The sequence below is a fragment of the Phaeovulum vinaykumarii genome (genome assembly GCF_900156695.1).
Lineage (GTDB): Bacteria > Pseudomonadota > Alphaproteobacteria > Rhodobacterales > Rhodobacteraceae > Bieblia_A > Bieblia_A vinaykumarii.
Genome location: NZ_FTOM01000013.1, coordinates 1 through 17,120, shown reverse-complemented (window position 1 = coordinate 17,120; position 17,120 = coordinate 1). Strand labels below are relative to the sequence as shown.

Annotated in this window: 20 protein-coding genes and 2 pseudogenes; 10 read left to right on the top strand and 12 right to left on the bottom strand. The window is 62.7% G+C overall.

Annotated features, from left to right (window positions below; translation table 11 throughout):
* Positions 1-29: 29 nt before the first annotated feature.
* The 3 genes and pseudogenes from BW949_RS17770 to BW949_RS15740 form a co-directional block, all read right to left on the bottom strand.
* Positions 30-293, bottom strand: coding sequence for a DNA methyltransferase (locus BW949_RS17770; protein WP_407947274.1), 264 nt, complete (start codon positions 291-293; stop codon positions 30-32).
* The gene (locus BW949_RS15745) at positions 188-1,378 is read right to left on the bottom strand and encodes a ParB N-terminal domain-containing protein (RefSeq protein ID WP_407947273.1); all 1,191 of its coding nucleotides are present in this window, start codon (positions 1,376-1,378) and stop codon (positions 188-190) included. The genes BW949_RS17770 and BW949_RS15745 overlap by 106 nt, the downstream gene beginning before the upstream one ends.
* Positions 1,375-2,460, bottom strand: a pseudogene (locus tag BW949_RS15740) (DNA modification methylase); the annotation flags it as partial. The gene BW949_RS15745 and the pseudogene BW949_RS15740, both read right to left, overlap by 4 nt.
* On the opposite strand from BW949_RS15740, the gene BW949_RS15735 reads away from it, so the two are divergent.
* The gene (locus BW949_RS15735; RefSeq protein WP_328585832.1) at positions 2,392-3,183 is read left to right on the top strand and encodes an exonuclease domain-containing protein; all 792 of its coding nucleotides are present in this window, start codon (positions 2,392-2,394) and stop codon (positions 3,181-3,183) included. The pseudogene BW949_RS15740 and the gene BW949_RS15735 sit on opposite strands and share 69 nt — an antisense overlap.
* Before the next feature lie 337 nt (positions 3,184-3,520).
* Positions 3,521-3,586: pseudogene (locus tag BW949_RS17490) on the top strand (hypothetical protein); the annotation flags it as partial.
* Positions 3,587-3,615: 29 nt separating this feature from the next.
* Here BW949_RS17490 and BW949_RS15725 read toward each other — a convergent pair.
* Genes BW949_RS15725 through BW949_RS15690 form a run of 8 tightly spaced genes read right to left on the bottom strand, consistent with a single transcriptional unit; the run spans position 3,616 to position 9,776 of the window.
* Positions 3,616-4,407 (bottom strand): LysR family transcriptional regulator, encoded by a 792-nt coding sequence (locus tag BW949_RS15725; protein WP_076367806.1) that lies wholly within the window; start codon positions 4,405-4,407, stop codon positions 3,616-3,618.
* Positions 4,408-4,445: 38 nt separating this feature from the next.
* On the bottom strand, positions 4,446-5,459 hold the full coding sequence (locus BW949_RS15720; RefSeq protein ID WP_076367804.1) for a zinc-binding alcohol dehydrogenase family protein: 1,014 nt from the start codon (positions 5,457-5,459) through the stop codon (positions 4,446-4,448).
* 37 nt (positions 5,460-5,496) lie between these two features.
* Entirely contained in the window at positions 5,497-6,036 is a 540-nt protein-coding gene (locus BW949_RS15715) for a YbhB/YbcL family Raf kinase inhibitor-like protein (protein ID WP_076367802.1), read from the bottom strand.
* 14 nt (positions 6,037-6,050) lie between these two features.
* A complete protein-coding gene (locus BW949_RS15710) occupies positions 6,051-6,395 on the bottom strand; it encodes a cupin domain-containing protein (protein ID WP_076367800.1) in 345 nt (114 codons plus the stop codon).
* On the bottom strand, positions 6,392-7,495 hold the full coding sequence (locus BW949_RS15705; RefSeq protein ID WP_076367798.1) for an alkene reductase: 1,104 nt from the start codon (positions 7,493-7,495) through the stop codon (positions 6,392-6,394). Before BW949_RS15705 ends, BW949_RS15710 begins: the two co-directional genes overlap by 4 nt.
* A 17-nt stretch (positions 7,496-7,512) precedes the next feature.
* Positions 7,513-8,688, bottom strand: coding sequence for an MFS transporter (locus tag BW949_RS15700; RefSeq protein WP_076367796.1), 1,176 nt, complete (start codon positions 8,686-8,688; stop codon positions 7,513-7,515).
* Positions 8,689-8,700: 12 nt separating this feature from the next.
* Positions 8,701-9,372 carry an SDR family oxidoreductase gene (locus tag BW949_RS15695; protein WP_076367794.1) on the bottom strand — a complete coding sequence of 224 codons (672 nt, stop codon included), beginning with the start codon at positions 9,370-9,372 and terminating at the stop codon, positions 8,701-8,703.
* Positions 9,369-9,776: a VOC family protein gene (locus BW949_RS15690; RefSeq protein WP_076367792.1), complete on the bottom strand. Its 408-nt coding sequence runs from the start codon at positions 9,774-9,776 to the stop codon at positions 9,369-9,371. Before BW949_RS15690 ends, BW949_RS15695 begins: the two co-directional genes overlap by 4 nt.
* A gap of 92 nt (positions 9,777-9,868) precedes the next feature.
* Between BW949_RS15690 and BW949_RS15685 the strand changes: the two genes are divergently transcribed.
* Positions 9,869-10,753, top strand: coding sequence for a LysR family transcriptional regulator (locus BW949_RS15685; RefSeq protein WP_076367790.1), 885 nt, complete (start codon positions 9,869-9,871; stop codon positions 10,751-10,753).
* Between the two features lie 3 nt (positions 10,754-10,756).
* On the opposite strand, the gene BW949_RS15680 is transcribed toward BW949_RS15685, so the two are convergent.
* Entirely contained in the window at positions 10,757-11,590 is an 834-nt protein-coding gene (locus BW949_RS15680; protein WP_076367788.1) for a helix-turn-helix domain-containing protein, read from the bottom strand.
* Positions 11,591-11,785: 195 nt separating this feature from the next.
* Between BW949_RS15680 and BW949_RS17485 the strand changes: the two genes are divergently transcribed.
* From BW949_RS17485 to BW949_RS15655, 7 genes are all read left to right on the top strand, one after another.
* Complete coding sequence (locus BW949_RS17485; RefSeq protein ID WP_235816337.1) at positions 11,786-12,652, top strand: ATP-binding cassette domain-containing protein; 867 nt, start codon at positions 11,786-11,788, stop codon at positions 12,650-12,652.
* 30 nt (positions 12,653-12,682) lie between these two features.
* Positions 12,683-13,036, top strand: coding sequence for a sugar ABC transporter ATP-binding protein (locus BW949_RS17480; protein WP_235816336.1), 354 nt, complete (start codon positions 12,683-12,685; stop codon positions 13,034-13,036).
* On the top strand, positions 13,037-13,261 hold the full coding sequence (locus BW949_RS17475; RefSeq protein ID WP_235816335.1) for a hypothetical protein: 225 nt from the start codon (positions 13,037-13,039) through the stop codon (positions 13,259-13,261).
* A 52-nt stretch (positions 13,262-13,313) separates the two neighbouring features.
* Positions 13,314-14,360, top strand: a complete 1,047-nt coding sequence (locus BW949_RS15670; protein ID WP_076367786.1) for an ABC transporter permease — start codon at positions 13,314-13,316, stop codon at positions 14,358-14,360.
* Between the two features lie 29 nt (positions 14,361-14,389).
* Complete coding sequence (locus BW949_RS15665) at positions 14,390-15,499, top strand: substrate-binding domain-containing protein (protein WP_076367784.1); 1,110 nt, start codon at positions 14,390-14,392, stop codon at positions 15,497-15,499.
* Positions 15,500-15,560: 61 nt separating this feature from the next.
* Complete coding sequence (locus BW949_RS15660; RefSeq protein ID WP_076367782.1) at positions 15,561-16,478, top strand: polysaccharide deacetylase family protein; 918 nt, start codon at positions 15,561-15,563, stop codon at positions 16,476-16,478.
* 55 nt (positions 16,479-16,533) lie between these two features.
* Positions 16,534-17,120 (top strand): FAD-dependent oxidoreductase (locus BW949_RS15655; RefSeq protein WP_143524465.1); only part of this gene is annotated, 587 nt, incomplete at its 3' end.

Sequence of the window (17,120 nt, the reverse complement as noted above, 5' to 3'; positions counted from 1 at the left end):
GCTTGTTCGAAAAGATGTGGGTGATCGCCTTACGAGCTAGACCTCCTCGCCTGCAACCCCGTTGCCATCTCCCACCGCCGCACCGCCACGTCGCAATAGACCGGCTCCAGCTCCACCGCGCGGCAGCGCCGTCCGATGCGTTCGGCGGCGATCAGCTGTGTGCCGGAGCCGCAGAAGGGTTCGAACACTAGGTCGCTGGGATCGGTGAAGGCCTCCAGCACCGCCTCGACCAGCGCCACTGGAAACACGGCCGGGTGCGATCCGGCCGCGCCCAGCCCGCCCTTGTGGCGCATGATGCGGAACACGCTGTCGGGGATGCGATGGCTCTGGATCGCGTTGCCGTAGCCGGTCTTGCGATGGACCGTGCCGTCGGCCCCGCGCAGCCCACCGCCGCCGAGGGTTTCGCCCGCGTGCTTGCTTTCGACCGTCTTGTTCGGCTTCCGACCGTCTTGTTCGGCTTCCGCGGCTGGCGGTTGAAGTGGAAGATGAACTCATGCGACGGCGCCAGCCGCCCGTTCCAGTCTCCCGGCAGGCCGGGCCCCTGGTCCCAGACATACCAGCCGAAGCGCCGCCAGCCCTGCGCGCGCATCCAGTCGACCCAGCCATCCCAGTAGGGGATCCATTCACCGTCCCGATGGACGAGGCCGAGGTTGACGAGCAATTGGGCATCGGCGGTGACAGGCGCCGCGGCTAAGACGCCCTGCATCAGCGCATCCCAATCGCCGACCTTCTCCTTCGCCGCGCCATAGTCGCGCTGCTGGGCGTAGGGCGGGGAGGTGAACATCAGCGCTGCCTGCGCCCCATCCATCAGCCGCGCCACCACGGACGGGTCAGTGGCATCGCCGCAGATCAGCCGGTGATCGCCCAGCGCCCAGATGTCGCCGGGGTGGGTGATCGGCTCGGCTGGGGCCTCGGGGATGGTGTCGGCCGCGTCATCGTCGATGGGCGCGCGGTCGTAGGCATCGTGCAGCAGCGCGTCCAGCTCGTCCTCGGGGATCCCGATCAGCCCGAGGTCGAAGTCCGCGGCCATCAGGCCCCGCAATTCCCCGAGCAGCAGCGCCTCGTCCCACTGGCCCAGTTCGGTCAGCTTGTTGTCGGCGATGCGATAGGCCCGGCGCTGCGCCTCGGTCAGGTGGCCCAGCACGATGACCGGGGCCTCGGACAGGCCGAGTTGCGCGGCGGCGAGGATGCGACCATGGCCCGCGATCAGCTCGCCGTCGGCCGCCACCAGCACTGGCACGGTCCAGCCAAACTCGGCCATGCTGGCGGCGATCTTGGCCACCTGATCGGCGTCGTGGGTCTTGGCGTTGCGGGCGTAAGGCCTCAGCCGGGCGAGGGGCCAGTCTTCGATCCGGCCGGGCAGCCGGGGCGCATTCATGCCGTGAGCCTCTTGGCCTTCAGGTCGGCGAAGGTTTCGCCGGTGTCAGCCAAGACGGCGTTCGCGCCGGTGAATTGCTGCCAGCGCTCGATGGCCACATCGACGTAAGCCGGGTTTAACTCGATCCCGAAGCACACGCGGCCCGTGGTTTCTGCCGCGATCAGCGTGGTGCCAGATCCCATGAAGGGTTCGAACACCGCCTGACCGGGGCTGGAATTGTTCAGGATCGGGCGGCGCATGCATTCGACTGGCTTCTGCGTGCCGTGCACGGTGTCGGCATCCTGACCCCGGTTGGCGATCTGCCACAGCGTCGTCTGCTTGCGGTCGCCCGCCCAATGGCCCTTGCCCTTGGCGCGCACCGCATACCAGCAGGGTTCGTGCTGCCAGTGGTAATCGCCCCGGCTCAGCACCAGCCGGTCCTTCGCCCAGATGATCTGCGACCGGATGGCGAAGCCTGCGGCCACAAGGCTGTCGGCCACGGTCGCCGCGTGCAGCGCCCCGTGCCAAACATAGGCCACGTCGCCGGGGAACAGCGCCCAAGCCTCGCGCCAGTCGGCCCGGTCGTCGTTCAGCACCTTGCCGGTGCGTTTGGTCTTCGCGGCCCCGGCCTGGTTGCGCCAGGAGGGGTCATACTCCACGCCATAGGGCGGGTCAGTGACCATCAGCAGGGGGCGTACATCACCAAGCAGCCGCCCGACCACATCGGCCGCGGTGCTGTCGCCACAAATCAGCCGGTGCCCACCCAGATTCCAGAGATCGCCCGGCACTGACACTGGCGTGACCGGCAATTCCGGAACGTCGTCCTCGCCCTCGACCGAACCATCCCCGCCCAGCGCCTCAGGATCCCGCAGCAGCGCGTCGAGATCATCGTCGCTGATGTCGAGCAGCGTCAGGTCGAAATCCTCGGCCAAGAGCCCAGCGATCTCGTCGCGCAGCAGGGCCTCGTCCCATTCGCCCAGTTCCGTCAGCTTGTTGTCGGCGATCCGGTAGACCCGGCGTTCCGCCTCGTCGAGATGGCTGAGCCGGATCACCGGCACCTCGGTCAGCCCGAGCATGGTCGCGGCCAGCACGCGACCATGCCCGACACGGCGGATATCGCCCGGCTGGAGGCCGAGGTTCTCTCCCTCGCGCCCGACCACGCCATCGCCTGGAACCGGCGCCGGATGCAGGCCTATGACGAGCCGGTCGATCTGGTTGAGGCTACGCTGCGCCGCCTTGGCTGGGGTGCCCACGAAAAGGCGGCCATCGAACGGCAGCGCCTGCGCTTCCTTTCCGCGAAGGTTGCTCCTGTAGCGGCGCCAGCACCGAAGCCCGCTCTCATCCGGCAGGCGCGTGTCACGCCGTTCCCCGAGGGCCCGTTCCGCTTCTTTGCTCTGGACGTCGAGACGGCGAACAACGGCCGTGGCAGCATCTGCCAGATCGGTGTCGCCTGCGTGCGTCCCGACAATTCCATCGAGACCTGGGTAACCTATGTCGATCCGCAGGTGGAGCGCTGGGTGTTCACCTATCTGCATGGAATCAGTGCCTGCACGGTGCAGGGCGCCCCGACCTTTTCCGAGGTGCTGCCGGTCCTGCGGGATGCGCTGAAAGGCGCGACCGTTTATCAGCACTCCGGCTTTGATCGCAGCGCCGTCGCGGCCGCCTGTGGAAACTGCGGCCTGCCGGTCCCGCAGTGGGACTGGCGCGACAGCGTCCACGTCGCCTGCGCAGCTTGGCCTGAGTTGCGGGGCAACGGTGGACACGGTCTCGCAAGCCTCGTCGGCTGTCGCCAAGAACGCTGTGAGCTCTGCCTTGCGTGCCTTTAGCTGGTCGCCGCGCTCTTTCACTGCGTCGACCGACAGCGCATCCTTGAGATAGAGGTCCATCAACTTCTTTTCCTCGCGATCGATCTTCTCGACCTCCGCTTGGGCTGCGTTGATACTGGCGCGGCTGTCCATACGCAGGCGATTGACCTCCTGCGTGAAGACCTCACAGAACCTGGCGAAGAGCGCCGGGTCCACGAGCCGGGTGCGCAGGGCGTTCAGGACACGGGACTCCAATTCATCGCGGCGGATGTTGACGCGATTGTCGCAGGTGCCTTTGTTCCGCGCCGTGGAGCAGCCAATCAACGTCGCGTAGATCGCCGAGTATGGAGGCTGAGCCATGACCGCCAAGCTGAAGCTCTCATCCGTTCCAGATGGCAAACCCGTCAAGCTGAGTGTGGAGCTTCCACCTGACGTACACCGCGATCTTCTCGACTATGCCGCCGTGATCGCGAGTGAACCGAGATTCATGTCTACGAGGTTGAAGATACCTTCCCGATCAAGAGCATGCCGCTTCACCTTGATCCTGTCACCGCGGTCTATGAAACCGCTGCGGGTAAATGTCTCAAACACGAGTTCAGGTTCCTGCGCTCCCAGGATCAAATCGACAGTTGCGATATCCGACCATGACACCGATTTCCGCCCGGCCAGATCGTGCTTGGGCGATACCACGAGAAAGATCTGATGCTTGGCAAAAGGCAGGACTTCCCCGTTGCCAGAAGAATGACCCACCGGAGCAAACATGAGATCGATCATTCTGTGGTTCAGTAGTGTTTCGAGTTCGCCACGATCAGCTTGTACGAAGTTGGACCGAACCTCGCGATGACTGCCGAGGAAATCCGAGACGAGGTCGCAGAACGGCCTATTCGTTAGCGATCCCGTAACTCCGAAGTTTATCTCTCCATTTCCTCCTATGCCGGCAATTTCGACATCCGCTACTGCAAGTTTGAGTTCACCCAGGATACGCCGAACACGGCATAGGAATCTCCAACCCGCATTGGTCAGCCTAACGCCTGTAGGACTGCGCTCAAAGAAGGATACTCCGACAGTGTCCTCGAGCTTTTGAATCCGTCGCGTGATCGCAGGCAGGCCAACGCCAACCTGCGTGCTCACTCGGCGAAAGCTGCCTGCCTCCGCTGCCAGAACCAGAACCTCTAAATCGGAGCCCTCGATACGCTGATACCTTTGCTTCCGCCAGGTTCCGTTGCTGCTCTTGGGAGTAGTCATGACACATGCAGGCCATTCCAAGGTTGGGACTAGTCGCCCTAACTCCATCCTTCCAAAACGACTTTTCCGATCATCCCACCACTTTCGACCATGCGATGGGCTTCGCGCAGATTTTCAGCGTTGATCGGGGTGAGCGTCTTTGTGAGGGTCGAACGGATCTTTCCGTGATCCACCAGTTCGGCCACGCACGAAAGCAGGCGATGCTGCTCGACCATGTCCGGGGTCTGGTGCATCGACCGCGCAAACATGAACTCCCAATGCAGGCTTGCGGCCTTGGTCTTCATGCCGCCCATCGGCATGGGCAGGTCGGTGTCGTCGATGCTGACGATGCCGCCTTCGGGCCGGATGAGCTCTACGGCGGCGTTCCAGTGGCGCATGTCGTTGAAGATCGCGATGTGATCAACGTGCTGGAAACCAAGTGCCCGGACCTGGCTCACGAGATCTTCGCGGTGATTGACGACATGATCCGCGCCCATTTGCTTAACCCAAGCGATCGTTTCGGGCCGCGACGCGGTGGCGATGACAACCAGTCCTGCCCATTTGGCAAGCTGAATAGCGATGGAGCCTACGCCGCCGGCGCCGCCGATGATCAGGACTGACTGTCCCTCGGCACCGCCGTCGGGTTCGATGTTCAGGCGATCGAAGAAGGCCTCCCAGGCGGTGATCGCCGTCAGCGGCAGCGCGGCGGCTTCGGCATGGTTCAGGCTTGTCGGCTTGCGGCCGACGATGCGCTCATCGACAAGCTGGAACTGCTGGTTCGAGCCCGGACGGGTGAGATCGCCAGCATAGTAGACGGCATCGCCCGGTTTGAAGAGCGTGACTTCTGGGCCAACCGCTGTGACCACGCCGCTGGCGTCCCAGCCGATCACGCGCGGCGTCTCTTCGATCTTGTCCTTGGGCGCGCGGATCTTGGTATCGACCGGGTTCACCGAAATCGCTTTGACCTCGACCAGGATGTCGCGCCCTGTCGGTTCGGGGGTGTCGAGTTCGGCATCCAGAAACGACTCCGGATCGTCAACTTGGAGATACTTGATGAGTGCGACGGCTTTCATGGTGTGCTTCCCTTTCGTGTATGTGTAATTCGGCTGGCTATTTGCGCGGACCTGCGGTGAAATCGAGCGTCGCCTTGGCGAGCGTGTGCTGCCAGAGGAAGAAGCCCGTCAGCGCGTCTGTCGCATCGTCCGGGGCGCCCAGCGTATCGGTATCCAGCGCGTAGACGGAGTACTCGTAGGTATGCTGGCGGCCCACAGGCGGGCATGGGCCGATGAACTGTTTGACGCCTGCATCGTTCATGCCGACTTTCGCGCCATCCGGCAGTTCCTGGGCATCGATCCCGGTTGCGGAAGCCGCAATGCCGGTGACAACCCAATGCCAGAAGCCGCTGCCGGTTGGGGCGTCCTTGTCATAAAGGGTCACGGCAAACCCCTTGGTGCCTTCGGGTGCACCGGACCAGGCCAGTGCCGGGCGCGCATTTTCCCCGGAGCAACCGAAAGCATTGGCATACTGGCTTGCGCTGATGCTCGCGCCAGCGGCCAAGTCCGGGCTGGTCAGTTTGAACTCATCGGCGGATGCCGACATGACGCCCAAAAGCGTGGTGGCTGCAGCCATGGCAGTAGAAATGGTCTTCATGCAAGTCTCCTTTGTTATTGATCGAATTCGACGGTGACGAAGACGAGCTCGTCGTCTCCGGTATTGGTGAGGTCGTGAACGAAGCCGTTGTCGGACTTCAGGTCGTCGAAGTGTTTCGTGTCGCCGGCGTGGTAGGTGACATCGACGACACGTCCGTCGTCGAAGCGCGACTGGCCCTTTCCATCGGTCAGAACGGTCCAGAAATACGGCCGGTCGTGGCGATGCGCGGGCAGGGTCTCGCCCGGAGCCAGACGCAGATGCCAGATGCGCATGGCCCCGGTGTCGAGCACGAGGTCGGTGCCGATCCGGTCGTTCGCGCGGGCTCGCGAAACCTCCTGGCCTGTGAGTGGCGTGGTCATGCTGCGACCCCGTAGGCGGGATAGGAAGTGTAACCGCCGGCATCGCCGCCAAAGAGCGTTGCCCCGTCGAACCCTGCCAGCAACAACCCTTCGGCGAAGCGGCGCGGCAGATCGGGATTGGCGATGAACGGCCGGCCGAAGGCGACGGCATCGGCCAGACCATCTTTCAGGATGGCTTCGGCCCTGTCCCGGTCGTAGCCGCCCGCGACAATCACCGTGCCGGAGAAGGCCGAGCGGAGCGCGATGCGGAACTCGCGTGGCGTTTCCGGAGCATCGTCCCAGTCGGCCTCGGCGAGATGGATATAGGCAAGGCCGATCCGGTTCAGTTCTTTTGCCAGCGTCAGGATGGTGGCAGGCGCTTCCGGGTCGTCCATGCCGCGCTGCGTGATGAAGGGCGAGAACCGGATGCCGGTGCGATCGGCCCCCATCACTTTACTCACCGTCTCGGCCACCTCGACCGCAAAGCGGATGCGGCCTTCGACGCTGCCGCCATATCCATCGGTGCGATGGTTGGAGGTCGAACGCAGAAACTCGTCGATCAGATAGCCATTGGCGGCGTGGATCTCGACGCCGTCGAAGCCAGCCGCCTTGGCGTTCTCCGCGGCCTTACGATAGTCGTCGATCACCCGCGCGATCTCCTGCGTCGACAGGGCACGCGGTGTCGGGCAATCGACCATGCCGCCTTCGCCGGTCTCGGGATCGGCGATCCACACCTGTGCACCCGGTGCGATGGCCGAGGGGGCGACCGGCTTGCCGTCGGGATGGAAGCTCTCGTGGCTCATCCGCCCGACATGCCAGAGCTGCAGCACGATCCGCCCGCCCGCGGCGTGAACCGCGTTCGTCACCAGCGTCCAGCCCGCGACCTGTTCGTCCGAGTGAATGCCCGGGGTGAAGGAATAGCCCTTGCCCTCAGGCGATATCTGCGTGGCCTCGGTGATGATCATGCCGGCGGAGGCGCGCTGCGCGTAATATTCGGCCATCATCGCGTTGGGCACATCGCCAGGCTGGGTCGAACGCGACCGGGTCATTGGTGCCATGACGATGCGATGCGGCAGGCTCAGGGCGCCGATCGTGACGGGTTCGAAGAGAGAGGAAGTCATTGTGGTAGTCCTTTCGGTCAGGCGTTGCAGGCGACAGGAGCGGGCTTGTGTTCCTGGCTGAGGATGAAGAGGAGGCCGATCACCGGCACGATCGCGGCGGCGAAGGGGATGGCGGCGGCGCCGAAGCTGCTGTCGATCACCGCCCCGCCGATCAAGCCGCCAAGCGCATTGGCGATGTTGAAGGCCGAGATGTTCGCGGTCGCGGCGAGTTCGGGCGCAGTACTCCCGAACTTCATGACCCGCATCTGCATCGGTGGGACATTGGCAAAGGAGACCACGCCGAAGACGAAGGCCGCGACGACGAAGGGCCATTTGAACGGCGCGACCAGACCGATGACGATCAGCGCGGCGATCATGGCGGCGGGCCAGCCGATCAGCGCGCGGCGCAGATTGGTATCGGCCGACTTGCCGCCCAGGCTGTTGCCGATGACGAGGCCGAAGCCGACGATGATCAGCAGCCAGGTCAGTGACGACCGTTCGAAGCCAGCCACCTGTTCGGCGACGGGGGCGATGTAGCCGTAGAAGGTCATGAAGCCGACCCAGCCCAGCACCGTGATCAGCAGGCTTGCCTGCAGATTGCGGTCACGGAAGGCGCCGATCTGTTCGCGCACGCTTTGGTGGGCATCGGCACCCTGGCGCGGGATGGCCAGCATGATGGCAATAGCGGTCAGCACACCGAGACCGGCCACGACCATGAACGGCACCTGCCAGCCATAGAGGTTGCCGATCCAGGCGCCGCCCGGAACGCCGAGCACATTGGCCAGCGTCAACCCGGCGAACATCTGGCCGACCGCCTGGCCCTCCAGTTCCTTGCCGACCAGACGCGTCGCGACGACGGCACCGATGCCGTAGAACGGTCCTTGGGTCAGACCGGCGAGCACGCGGCTCATGAGCAGCACATGATAGTCGCTTGTCAGCGCCGTGATCAGGTTGGCGACAACGAACAGCGCCATCAGCCCGATCAGAACCTTGCGCTTGCCGAAGCGCGCCAGCCACAGCGTCAGGATCGGGCCGCCGATGACAATGGCGAGTGCATAGGCGGTGATGAGGTTGCCGGCCTTGCCTTCACTGATGCCGAGCCCTTCGGCGACCTGGGTCAGGATGCCGGCGATAACGAATTCCGCCGTGCCGATGGCAAAGGCCGCCAGCGTCAGGATCCAGACCTGTAATGGCATTTTCGAGGTGAGTGACATGGGTCCGGTCCTTCAGTTGATGAGCGCGCCGCCGTCGATGTCGATGACGGCACCAGTGACGGAGGGATTGTCGATGACGAAGAGGTAGCCGGCGGCGACATCGGCGGCCTCGGCCACCCGGCCAGCGGGCAGGCGTTCGGCGGCGCCTGCGAACATCTGTTCGCGCGCGGCTTCGTCCATCCCGGAATAGGCTTCGGTCCTGGTCAGGCCGGGGCTGACGATATTGACCCGGATTGGCGCCAGCTCTTTCGCCAGCATCTTGGCCGTCGCCTCGAGCGCGGCGTTCATCGCCGTCTTGACGAAGGCACCGGGAACGGTGCGGCGGGCGAGGAACCCGGAAGTGAGCGTGATGGTCCCGCCTGGGCGGATGTGTTTCGCGGCCTCACGGGCGACGATCACCGATCCCCAGAACTTGACGTCGAAGGCGGCCTTCGCCGCGCCGAGGTCCACCTGGGTGACGCCCCCACCCGGTGCGCTCGACCCCGCGGTGACCACCACATGATCGACCGGGCCCACTTGCTTGAAGTATGCCGCCACCGAGGCTTCGTCGGAGATGTCGATGCTGTTGCGGCGACCAGCGATTTCGACCCGGCCGGGGCGGGCTTTCAGCGCCTCGGCAACCGCGCGGCCAATGCCGGTGGCTCCGCCGACGACGACGGAAACGGATGTGTCTGTGAATGTCATGATGTTTGGTCCTTTGAACTGTGTTGGGAGGGTACCGGCTCGTCGAAAACGGCTTCGAGAAGCGGTCCGCCGGGGGTGTGGAAGAAGACCCGGCGCTCCTGCAACTCGACCACGTCCATCAGCGAATAAGGAATGCCGAGCCGTTCGAGGCGGGCGCGGAAGTCGTGGTAGGAGCCGTCGGGCCGAATGCCGACGTGATCAATCGCTTCTGCGGGGCGCCCGGGGTCTCCGCGCACTGTTCCGATGAGATGCACGACTGGCCGGTCGCCGTCGAAAAGCCAGTACCCCGGAATCAGCCGGATAATCGCCGGGCGCTCACCCTCAGAGAGGTCGAGCACCTGTTCGAAAAACGTCTTGCTGGCGTCGAGATCGCGAGTGCGGATGGTGAGATGGTCGAATTGCATGAGGTGCCGTCCTTTCGCTCGAAGAGATAGCGAAGCGGCAGAACCAAGATAATTGAGTAGATTTCGATAATATTATCCGGCATATTCGGATAATGGATCGATTGGACAGCTTGGCGTTTTTCATCCGTATTGTGGAAAAGCGGGGTGTCGCATCCGCCGGTCGAGATTTCGGGCTGTCGGCTGCAACGGCCTCAGACAGATTGGCTGGCCTCGAGGCGTATTACGGCGCAACGCTTCTCAATCGAACTACGCGCTCCATAAGCTTGACCGATGCCGGCCGGTTGGTGCTTGAACGCGCCCGAACGCTCGTTGCGGAGGCCGACGATCTTGAAGCGCAAGTAAAGCTAGGAATTAACCAGCTATCAGGCGTGATCCGTCTAAGCGCGCCAATCGATCTCGGCGAAAACCGGATCGTTCCCTTGATCGACGAGTTCATGGACCTGCACCCGGATGTCACCGTCGAACTGGTTTTGTCTGATGGCTATGTCGATATCGTCGGACAGGGGCTTGACCTGGCGATACGCTTCGGCGCCCTGAAGAACAGTAGCCTGATGGTCAGGAAGCTCGGCGACAACCGCCGGGTCATTTGCGCTGCACCGTCATACATCGAGAAACATGGCTGCCCCGGGACGCCCGATGATCTGGCTGTGCACAACTGCCTTGTCATGCAGTTCGGCCCCGTCATCGACCGGGAATGGTCCTTCGTTATCGACGGCAAGAAGTGTGACATCATGGTGTCCGGCAATCGGACCGCAAACTCCGGCGCCCAGATCAGGCGCTGGTGCCTGGACAGCCGCGGTATTGCCCTGAAATCGATCTGGGATGTGAGGGACGACCTCGAAAGCGGTCGGCTGGTCGAACTTCTGAAAGACTTCGCACCGGAATCGCAATCGGCGCTTCAGATCGTCTACAGCCGCGGCAGCGGCTCGGTTAGTCGGATCCGGGCGTTCATCGAATTCTTGGTCGCCAAACTGTGAGCACTACTGCACATGCGTGGCAGTAAACGACCGCGCATAGGCTGATGGCGTCCTGCCGACATAATCAAGAAAAGCGCTGGAGAAGGCCGAGCTGGATGAAAACCCAACCTCAAAGGCCGTCTCGGTAACCGAACGTCGTTCCTTGCGCAGCATCTCCATCGCCCTGTTCATCCGGAACTCCCGTATGAAATCTCGCCAACTTTGCCCGAGTTCCGACTGTATGCGCCGGCGGAAGGTGCGTTCAGACATACCGACGTGACAGGCGACTTCGGGCAGAGATACCGACGGCCCCTGGGCGTGCGCGAAATCTATGGCCCGCTGGATCGCACTTGTTTCGGCATAGGGAATCCAGTTGATCCGTTCATGGCGAAACCAGTCGGGCAGCATCTCGCCCAGGGTTACAAAAAAGCATGCGGCCTGTCGGTTGCGCTGCGCATGCTCGGCGTTCCATTTCAGTCCGTAGTCAACAAGCGCTGCTGCCATCTCGCTGACCGGACCGACCCAGCAACCGTCGCGCCACCAGGCGACCTCGCCGCGGCCAAACTGAATTACGATGCCGGCCGATGGCACCCGCGCGCGTAGACGGAACATGCGCCCCTGCGGTATGTACACCATGTGGTCGGCCGGAATGACCCATTCGCCCGCATGGCCGAAAAGCTCAAGCTCGCCCTCAGTGCAACGCACGAGTTGGCCGCCCGGCTCCGCCTCGGTCAAGTAGTCAAACCTCGCTGTGCCGAAGCGGCGCGCGTGGCTCGGTGCGCCACTTTCAACGTAAAACCAATCAACCTGAGGCCGCGAATGTTGCGTGGAGCCCTCGGTTTGCTGTGTATGATTCATAGCCTGACCTATTCTCTCTCTTCCCGGGGCTGCTTTCAGGCCTGAGGCGTCGTTTGAACGCCGCCACCTGACCGATTATCGCGCACAATTGACCGATTTTCGAAGGCAGGACGAGTCCCAACAGATAAAATACGTCCAGATTGTCGAATATCGGCCACGCTTGCCGATTCCTCGGCCATCCGGGAGGAATTGTTCATGGCACCTGACATCGCACTTCGTGCGAACACCCCGGTCTTATCCATCTCTGGGGTCTGCAAACGCTTTGGTGGCACTCAGGCGGTCTCCGACGCCGGCTTTGACGTTCACCGTGGCGAAATCGTAGCCCTTCTTGGCGAGAACGGTGCGGGCAAGTCGACGCTGATCAAGATACTGGCGGGCGTCTTCAGCGCCGACAGCGGCACGTTTCATTTCGCCGGCACCCCTTTCGACCCGCGCGACGCGCATCCGGGCATTGCCTTCATTCACCAGGATCTTGGCCTGATCGAATGGATGACGGTCGCTGAGAACATCGCCTTGATGCAGAACGGTTATCCGCGCCGGTTCGGACTCATTGACTGGTCGGCGACGCGCGCTGGAGCTCTCGAAGCCCTGGCGCATGTTTCGGACAGTATTGATCCGGACGCGCGTGTGCAAAGCTTGACGCGGACCGAGAAATCGCTGGTCGCGATCGCCCGCGCGCTGAACCGTAACGCGGCGCTCCTGGTATTGGACGAACCCACCGCCAGCCTGCCGCAATCGGATGTCGAAATGCTGCACGGCGTTCTCCGCAATCTGCGAGACGCGGGCGTCGCCATGATCTACGTCTCGCACCGGCTGGACGAGGTCTTCGCCATCGCCGACCGCGTCGTCGTCCTGCGCGACGGCTTTCTGGTCGGAGATGAGCCGATCGGGGCTCTGGATGGTGATGCCTTGATACGGCTGATCATCGGCCGCGATCTGGAAGAGGTCTTCGCGCATCCTGCCGCTGCAGCCGATGCTCCTGTCGCATTGCGTATGGAGAAGGTCTGCGCCGAGGATGTCGGCCCGATCGATTTTCTGTTGCGCAAAGGCGAGGTACTGTGACTGGTCGGCCTGCGTGGTGCCGGTCAGGACGTGGTCGGACATATACTCTTCGGACGCAGTGCCCGAACTGCTGGACGGATCGAACTCGAAACCGGACGCCCATTCGAGACAGCGCATCCGCTCGATGCCATCCGCCAGGGCATCTGCATGCTGGCAGGAGACCGCAACGCCGAGTCCGTGGCGGCTGGCCTTTCCGTGCAGGAAAACCTGTTCCTCAACCCCGGTTTGACAGGCAGGGGCTTTTTCAAACCGCGGCGCCCGAGCAGGGAGACCGACGCAGCACGCGAGATCGGCAACCGTTTCGACATCCGCCCGAATGACCCTACCGCCCCGATCGAGACTCTTTCCGGCGGCAACCAGCAGAAGGTTGTCATGGCCCGCTGAATGGAAGTCGGAGGTTCGGTCCTGATCCTGGAGGATCCCACCGCCGGGGTCGATGTCGGATCAAAAGCCGATATCTACGCGCTTCTCGCCAAGGCATTGAAGGACGGTCTGGCGGTGCTGCTGATCTCCACCGACTTCGAGGAAGTCGCGGCGCTCAGCCACCGGGCCTGCGTTTTTCATGACGGCCGCATCGTCGCGGAACTCACCCAAAAAACCTGTCGGTAGAGGCGCTGCTCAATGCGGCCTCGCTGGAGGCGGCACCCAGGGAGGATACCTGATGCAATCGCTCGAATCCAATGCACTCGAACCAACTCGCTCGGAACTGCGGGAACTCTCTCCCGTGGCACGGATCCTGAGGCTGCTGCCGGTCTACGGCTTGCCCCTCCTGACTCTGGCGCTCATTATCCTGTTCTCGATCCTCTTGCCACGCACCTTTCCGACCTATCTTAACCTTCGCGCGATCCTGGGTGAGAAGTCGGTCATCGCGCTTTTGTCGCTTGCTGCGATGATCCCGATGATGACCGGCCGGATCGACCTGACTGTCGGTTACGGTATCGTCATCTGGCACGTCCTCGCGATCAGCCTGCAGACGGTCTATGGGTTCAGTTGGCCGATCGCGGTGCTGATCGTGTTGTTGGGCGGCTGCCTGCTTGGCTTGATCAACGGCTTGTTGGTCGAAATCGCGCGGATCGACAGCTTTATCGCGACGCTTGGAACCGGGACGATCGTCTATGCGCTTGCGCTTTGGCACACCGGCGGACGGCAGGTCATCGGTGCGTTGCCGGAAAACTTCACGGGCATTTACGGAACGACCTTCTTCGGGCTGCCGATCGCCGCCTTTTACGTTTTGGGTATCGCCCTGGTGCTCTGGGTCGTTACCGACTTCCTGCCCATCGGGCGCAATCTCTACGCTATCGGCGCGAATTCGCGCGCGGCCGAACTGAATGGTATCCGAACCCGTCGTTTCGTTATCGGCGCCTTTGTCGCCTCCGGGCTCATCGGCGCCTTCGCGGGCATAATTTTGGCCGCGAAACTGCGGATCGGCCAGGCCAGCGTCGGGTTGGAATTTCTGCTGCCCGCAATCGTGGGCGCCTTCCTTGGCTCGACCACGATCAAGCCGGGGCGTGTCAATGTCTGGGGCACGATCGTTGGCGTCATCATTCTCGCTGTCGGCATTTCGGGCATCCAGCAGATGGGCGGCGCCTTCTACGTCGAACCGCTGTTCAACGGCACGACGCTTCTGATCGCGATCGGCATCGCCGGCTACGCGCAGCGCCGGCGCAGTTCGGTCCGGCATGCGCGCCGACCCCAATCCACAAAATGAGATCATCGGTTCACAGGAGGAGCAAGACGATGAAAACTCAACTCACAACCACACTGGCGGCACTGCTCGCAACCAGCACGTTGCTTTGCGCAGTGCCTGCCTTCGCCGATGCGGTCAGCGATGCCAAGGCCTATGTTGCCAAGGCCTCACAGCCCAACCCGCCCTGGACCGGCCCCACCAGTGGCCCCGAGGCGCAGACCGGCAAGACTATCGTCTATGTGTCGGCGGACCAACGCAATGGCGGCGCGCTTGGCGTCAGCGAAGGTGTAGAGGAAGCGGCCAAGGCGATTGGCTGGACGCTGCGTGTCATCGACGGTCAGGGCTCGGTTTCCGGGCGTTCAGCTGCAATGCAACAGGCCATCGCGCTGCAGCCCGACGGCATCATTCTTGGCACCGTAGACGCCAATGAACAGGCCGAAGCGATCCGGCAGGCTCATGATGCTGGTATCATCATTGTCGGCTGGCATTCCACCGCCTCGGCCGGTGCGTCGGACAAACACCCGATCTTCACCACTATCACCACCGATCCACTGGAAATCTCGCGCGCCGCCGCCTCGCTTGCCGTCGCCGACAGTAACGGCACCGCCAATGTCGTGATCTTCACCGACAGCGTCTATGAGATAGCAATCGCCAAATCCGATGCGATGGCAGATGTCATCAAGGCATGCGACGGCTGCAAGATCCTTTCGGTCGAGGATACTCCGCTGGCCGAGACCAGCAACCGGATGCCACCGCTGACCAATTCGCTTCTGCAGCGTTTCGGCGACGAATGGACCTATTCATTGACGATCAACGACCTGCCATACGACTTCATGGCGCCGGCGTTGATCTCGGCCGGAATCGCGCAGGACGGTCATCCCCGCAATATTTCGGCGGGCGATGGCTCCGAGGCTGCCTTCCAGCGCATTCAGCAGAACTTCTATCAGTTCGCTACGGTGGCCGAGCCTTTGCACCTGCATGGCTGGCAAGCGGTCGACGAGATGAACCGTGCCTTCGCGGGCGAGCCCGAGTCCGGTTTCGTCGTGCCGGTGCACCTCTTCACGCCCGACAACATCAAGGAGGATGGCGGCGCCGACCTCTCCTACGATCCGGGTAACGGTTACCGCGATGTCTATCGCAAGATCTGGGGCGTCAACTGACGCCGCCAACCGCGAGGTGCGGGTCGGTCCGACCTGCGCCACCAATCCCAAGGAGCATGACATGACGAAGACATTCTGGCCCGACGATATTCGCCTGGTCATTTCGATCTCGATGCAATTCGAGGCGGGCGGCGAAGCACCCTACGGACCCGGAGGACCGTTCTCGGGCTTCATCGACATGGACCCGGCCTATCCCGATTTCCCGACCAAAAGCTGGTATCGCTACGGCTATGTCGAAGGCATCCAACGTATGCTCGACCTCTGGGACAAGCACAAAATCAAGGTAACGTCGCACATGGTCGGCAGCGCCGTCGATCGCAGTCCGCATGTGGCAAAGGAAATTGTCGAACGTGGGCACGAAGCCGCTGCGCATGGCCGCGACGGGATCATGCAGGTCGATCTGCAGGAACCTGATGAGCGCAAGTTCATCACCGACAACATCGCCTCGATCGAGCGCGCCACCGGCACCCGCCCGGTGGGCTATAACGGTGCGGCCATGCGCGGCACTGTGAACACCTTGAAAATCCTTCAGGACGAAGGCTTCCGCTATCACATCGACGATGTCAGCCGCGACGAACCGTTCCTCATCCCGGTGCGGGGAAAGGACTTCGCCGTGGTGCCCTATTCGATGAACCTCAACGACATCATCCAGTTCGAGGGTTACAAATTCACCACGACCGAATACGAACGCCAACTCAAGGACGAATTTGACCAGCTCTGCGAAGAGGCGGGGCATCGGCGGCGGATGATGGCCATTTCGACCCATGACCGGGTGCAGGGCCGCCCCTACCGGGTCAAATCGCTGGACCGGTTCCTTGAATACGCCCTGAAGCAACCCGGCGTTGCCGTGCTGCGCAAGGACGAGATCGCTGATTTCGCCTATTCGGCAGCGGACATAATTCGCGATCCGAACCCGCATGACGAATGGGCGGATTGGGAACGCAAGCACGGCGACCAGAAGATCAAGCCGATTGCGTGACCTCGGGCCGGGGATGCGGCCTCCCTGTGTCTCTGGCCCAAATGACGGAGCGGATATGGCAGACCTGACCTTGATCGGCGGAGGTATCGTCGGTATCGCCACAGCACTGGAAATGCAGCGTAGCTTCCCCAGCCTCCCGATCCGCGTGCTGGAAAAAGAGACGGCGCTGGCGCGCCACCAGACCGGACGTAACAGCGGCGTGATCCATGCCGGCATCTACTACGCCCCAGGCAGCCTCAAGGCGCGGTTCTGTCGCGAAGGGCTGACTGAGACGGTGCGGTTTTGCCAGGAACACGGCCTGCCTTACGAACAATGCGGAAAACTGATCGTCGCCACCGATGCCGTGGAAATGGAGCGGCTGGCGGCGCTGACGCACCGCGCGCTTGAAAACGGCCTGGACGTGCGCCCGGTTTCCGCCGCTGAACTGGCGGAGATGGAGCCGAACATCACCGGTCTCGGCGCGTTGCTCAGCCCAGCGACGGAAATCGTCGACTACACCGCCGTGACCGAGAAGATGGCCGAGTTGTTCATCGCCGGGGGCGGAGAAATACGGCGTGGCACCGAAGTAGCGGGCATCGAGGAAGGCCCGGACCAGGTTCGCCTGCATCTGTCGGGCGGAGAGACCGTCGCGACCGCGCGCTT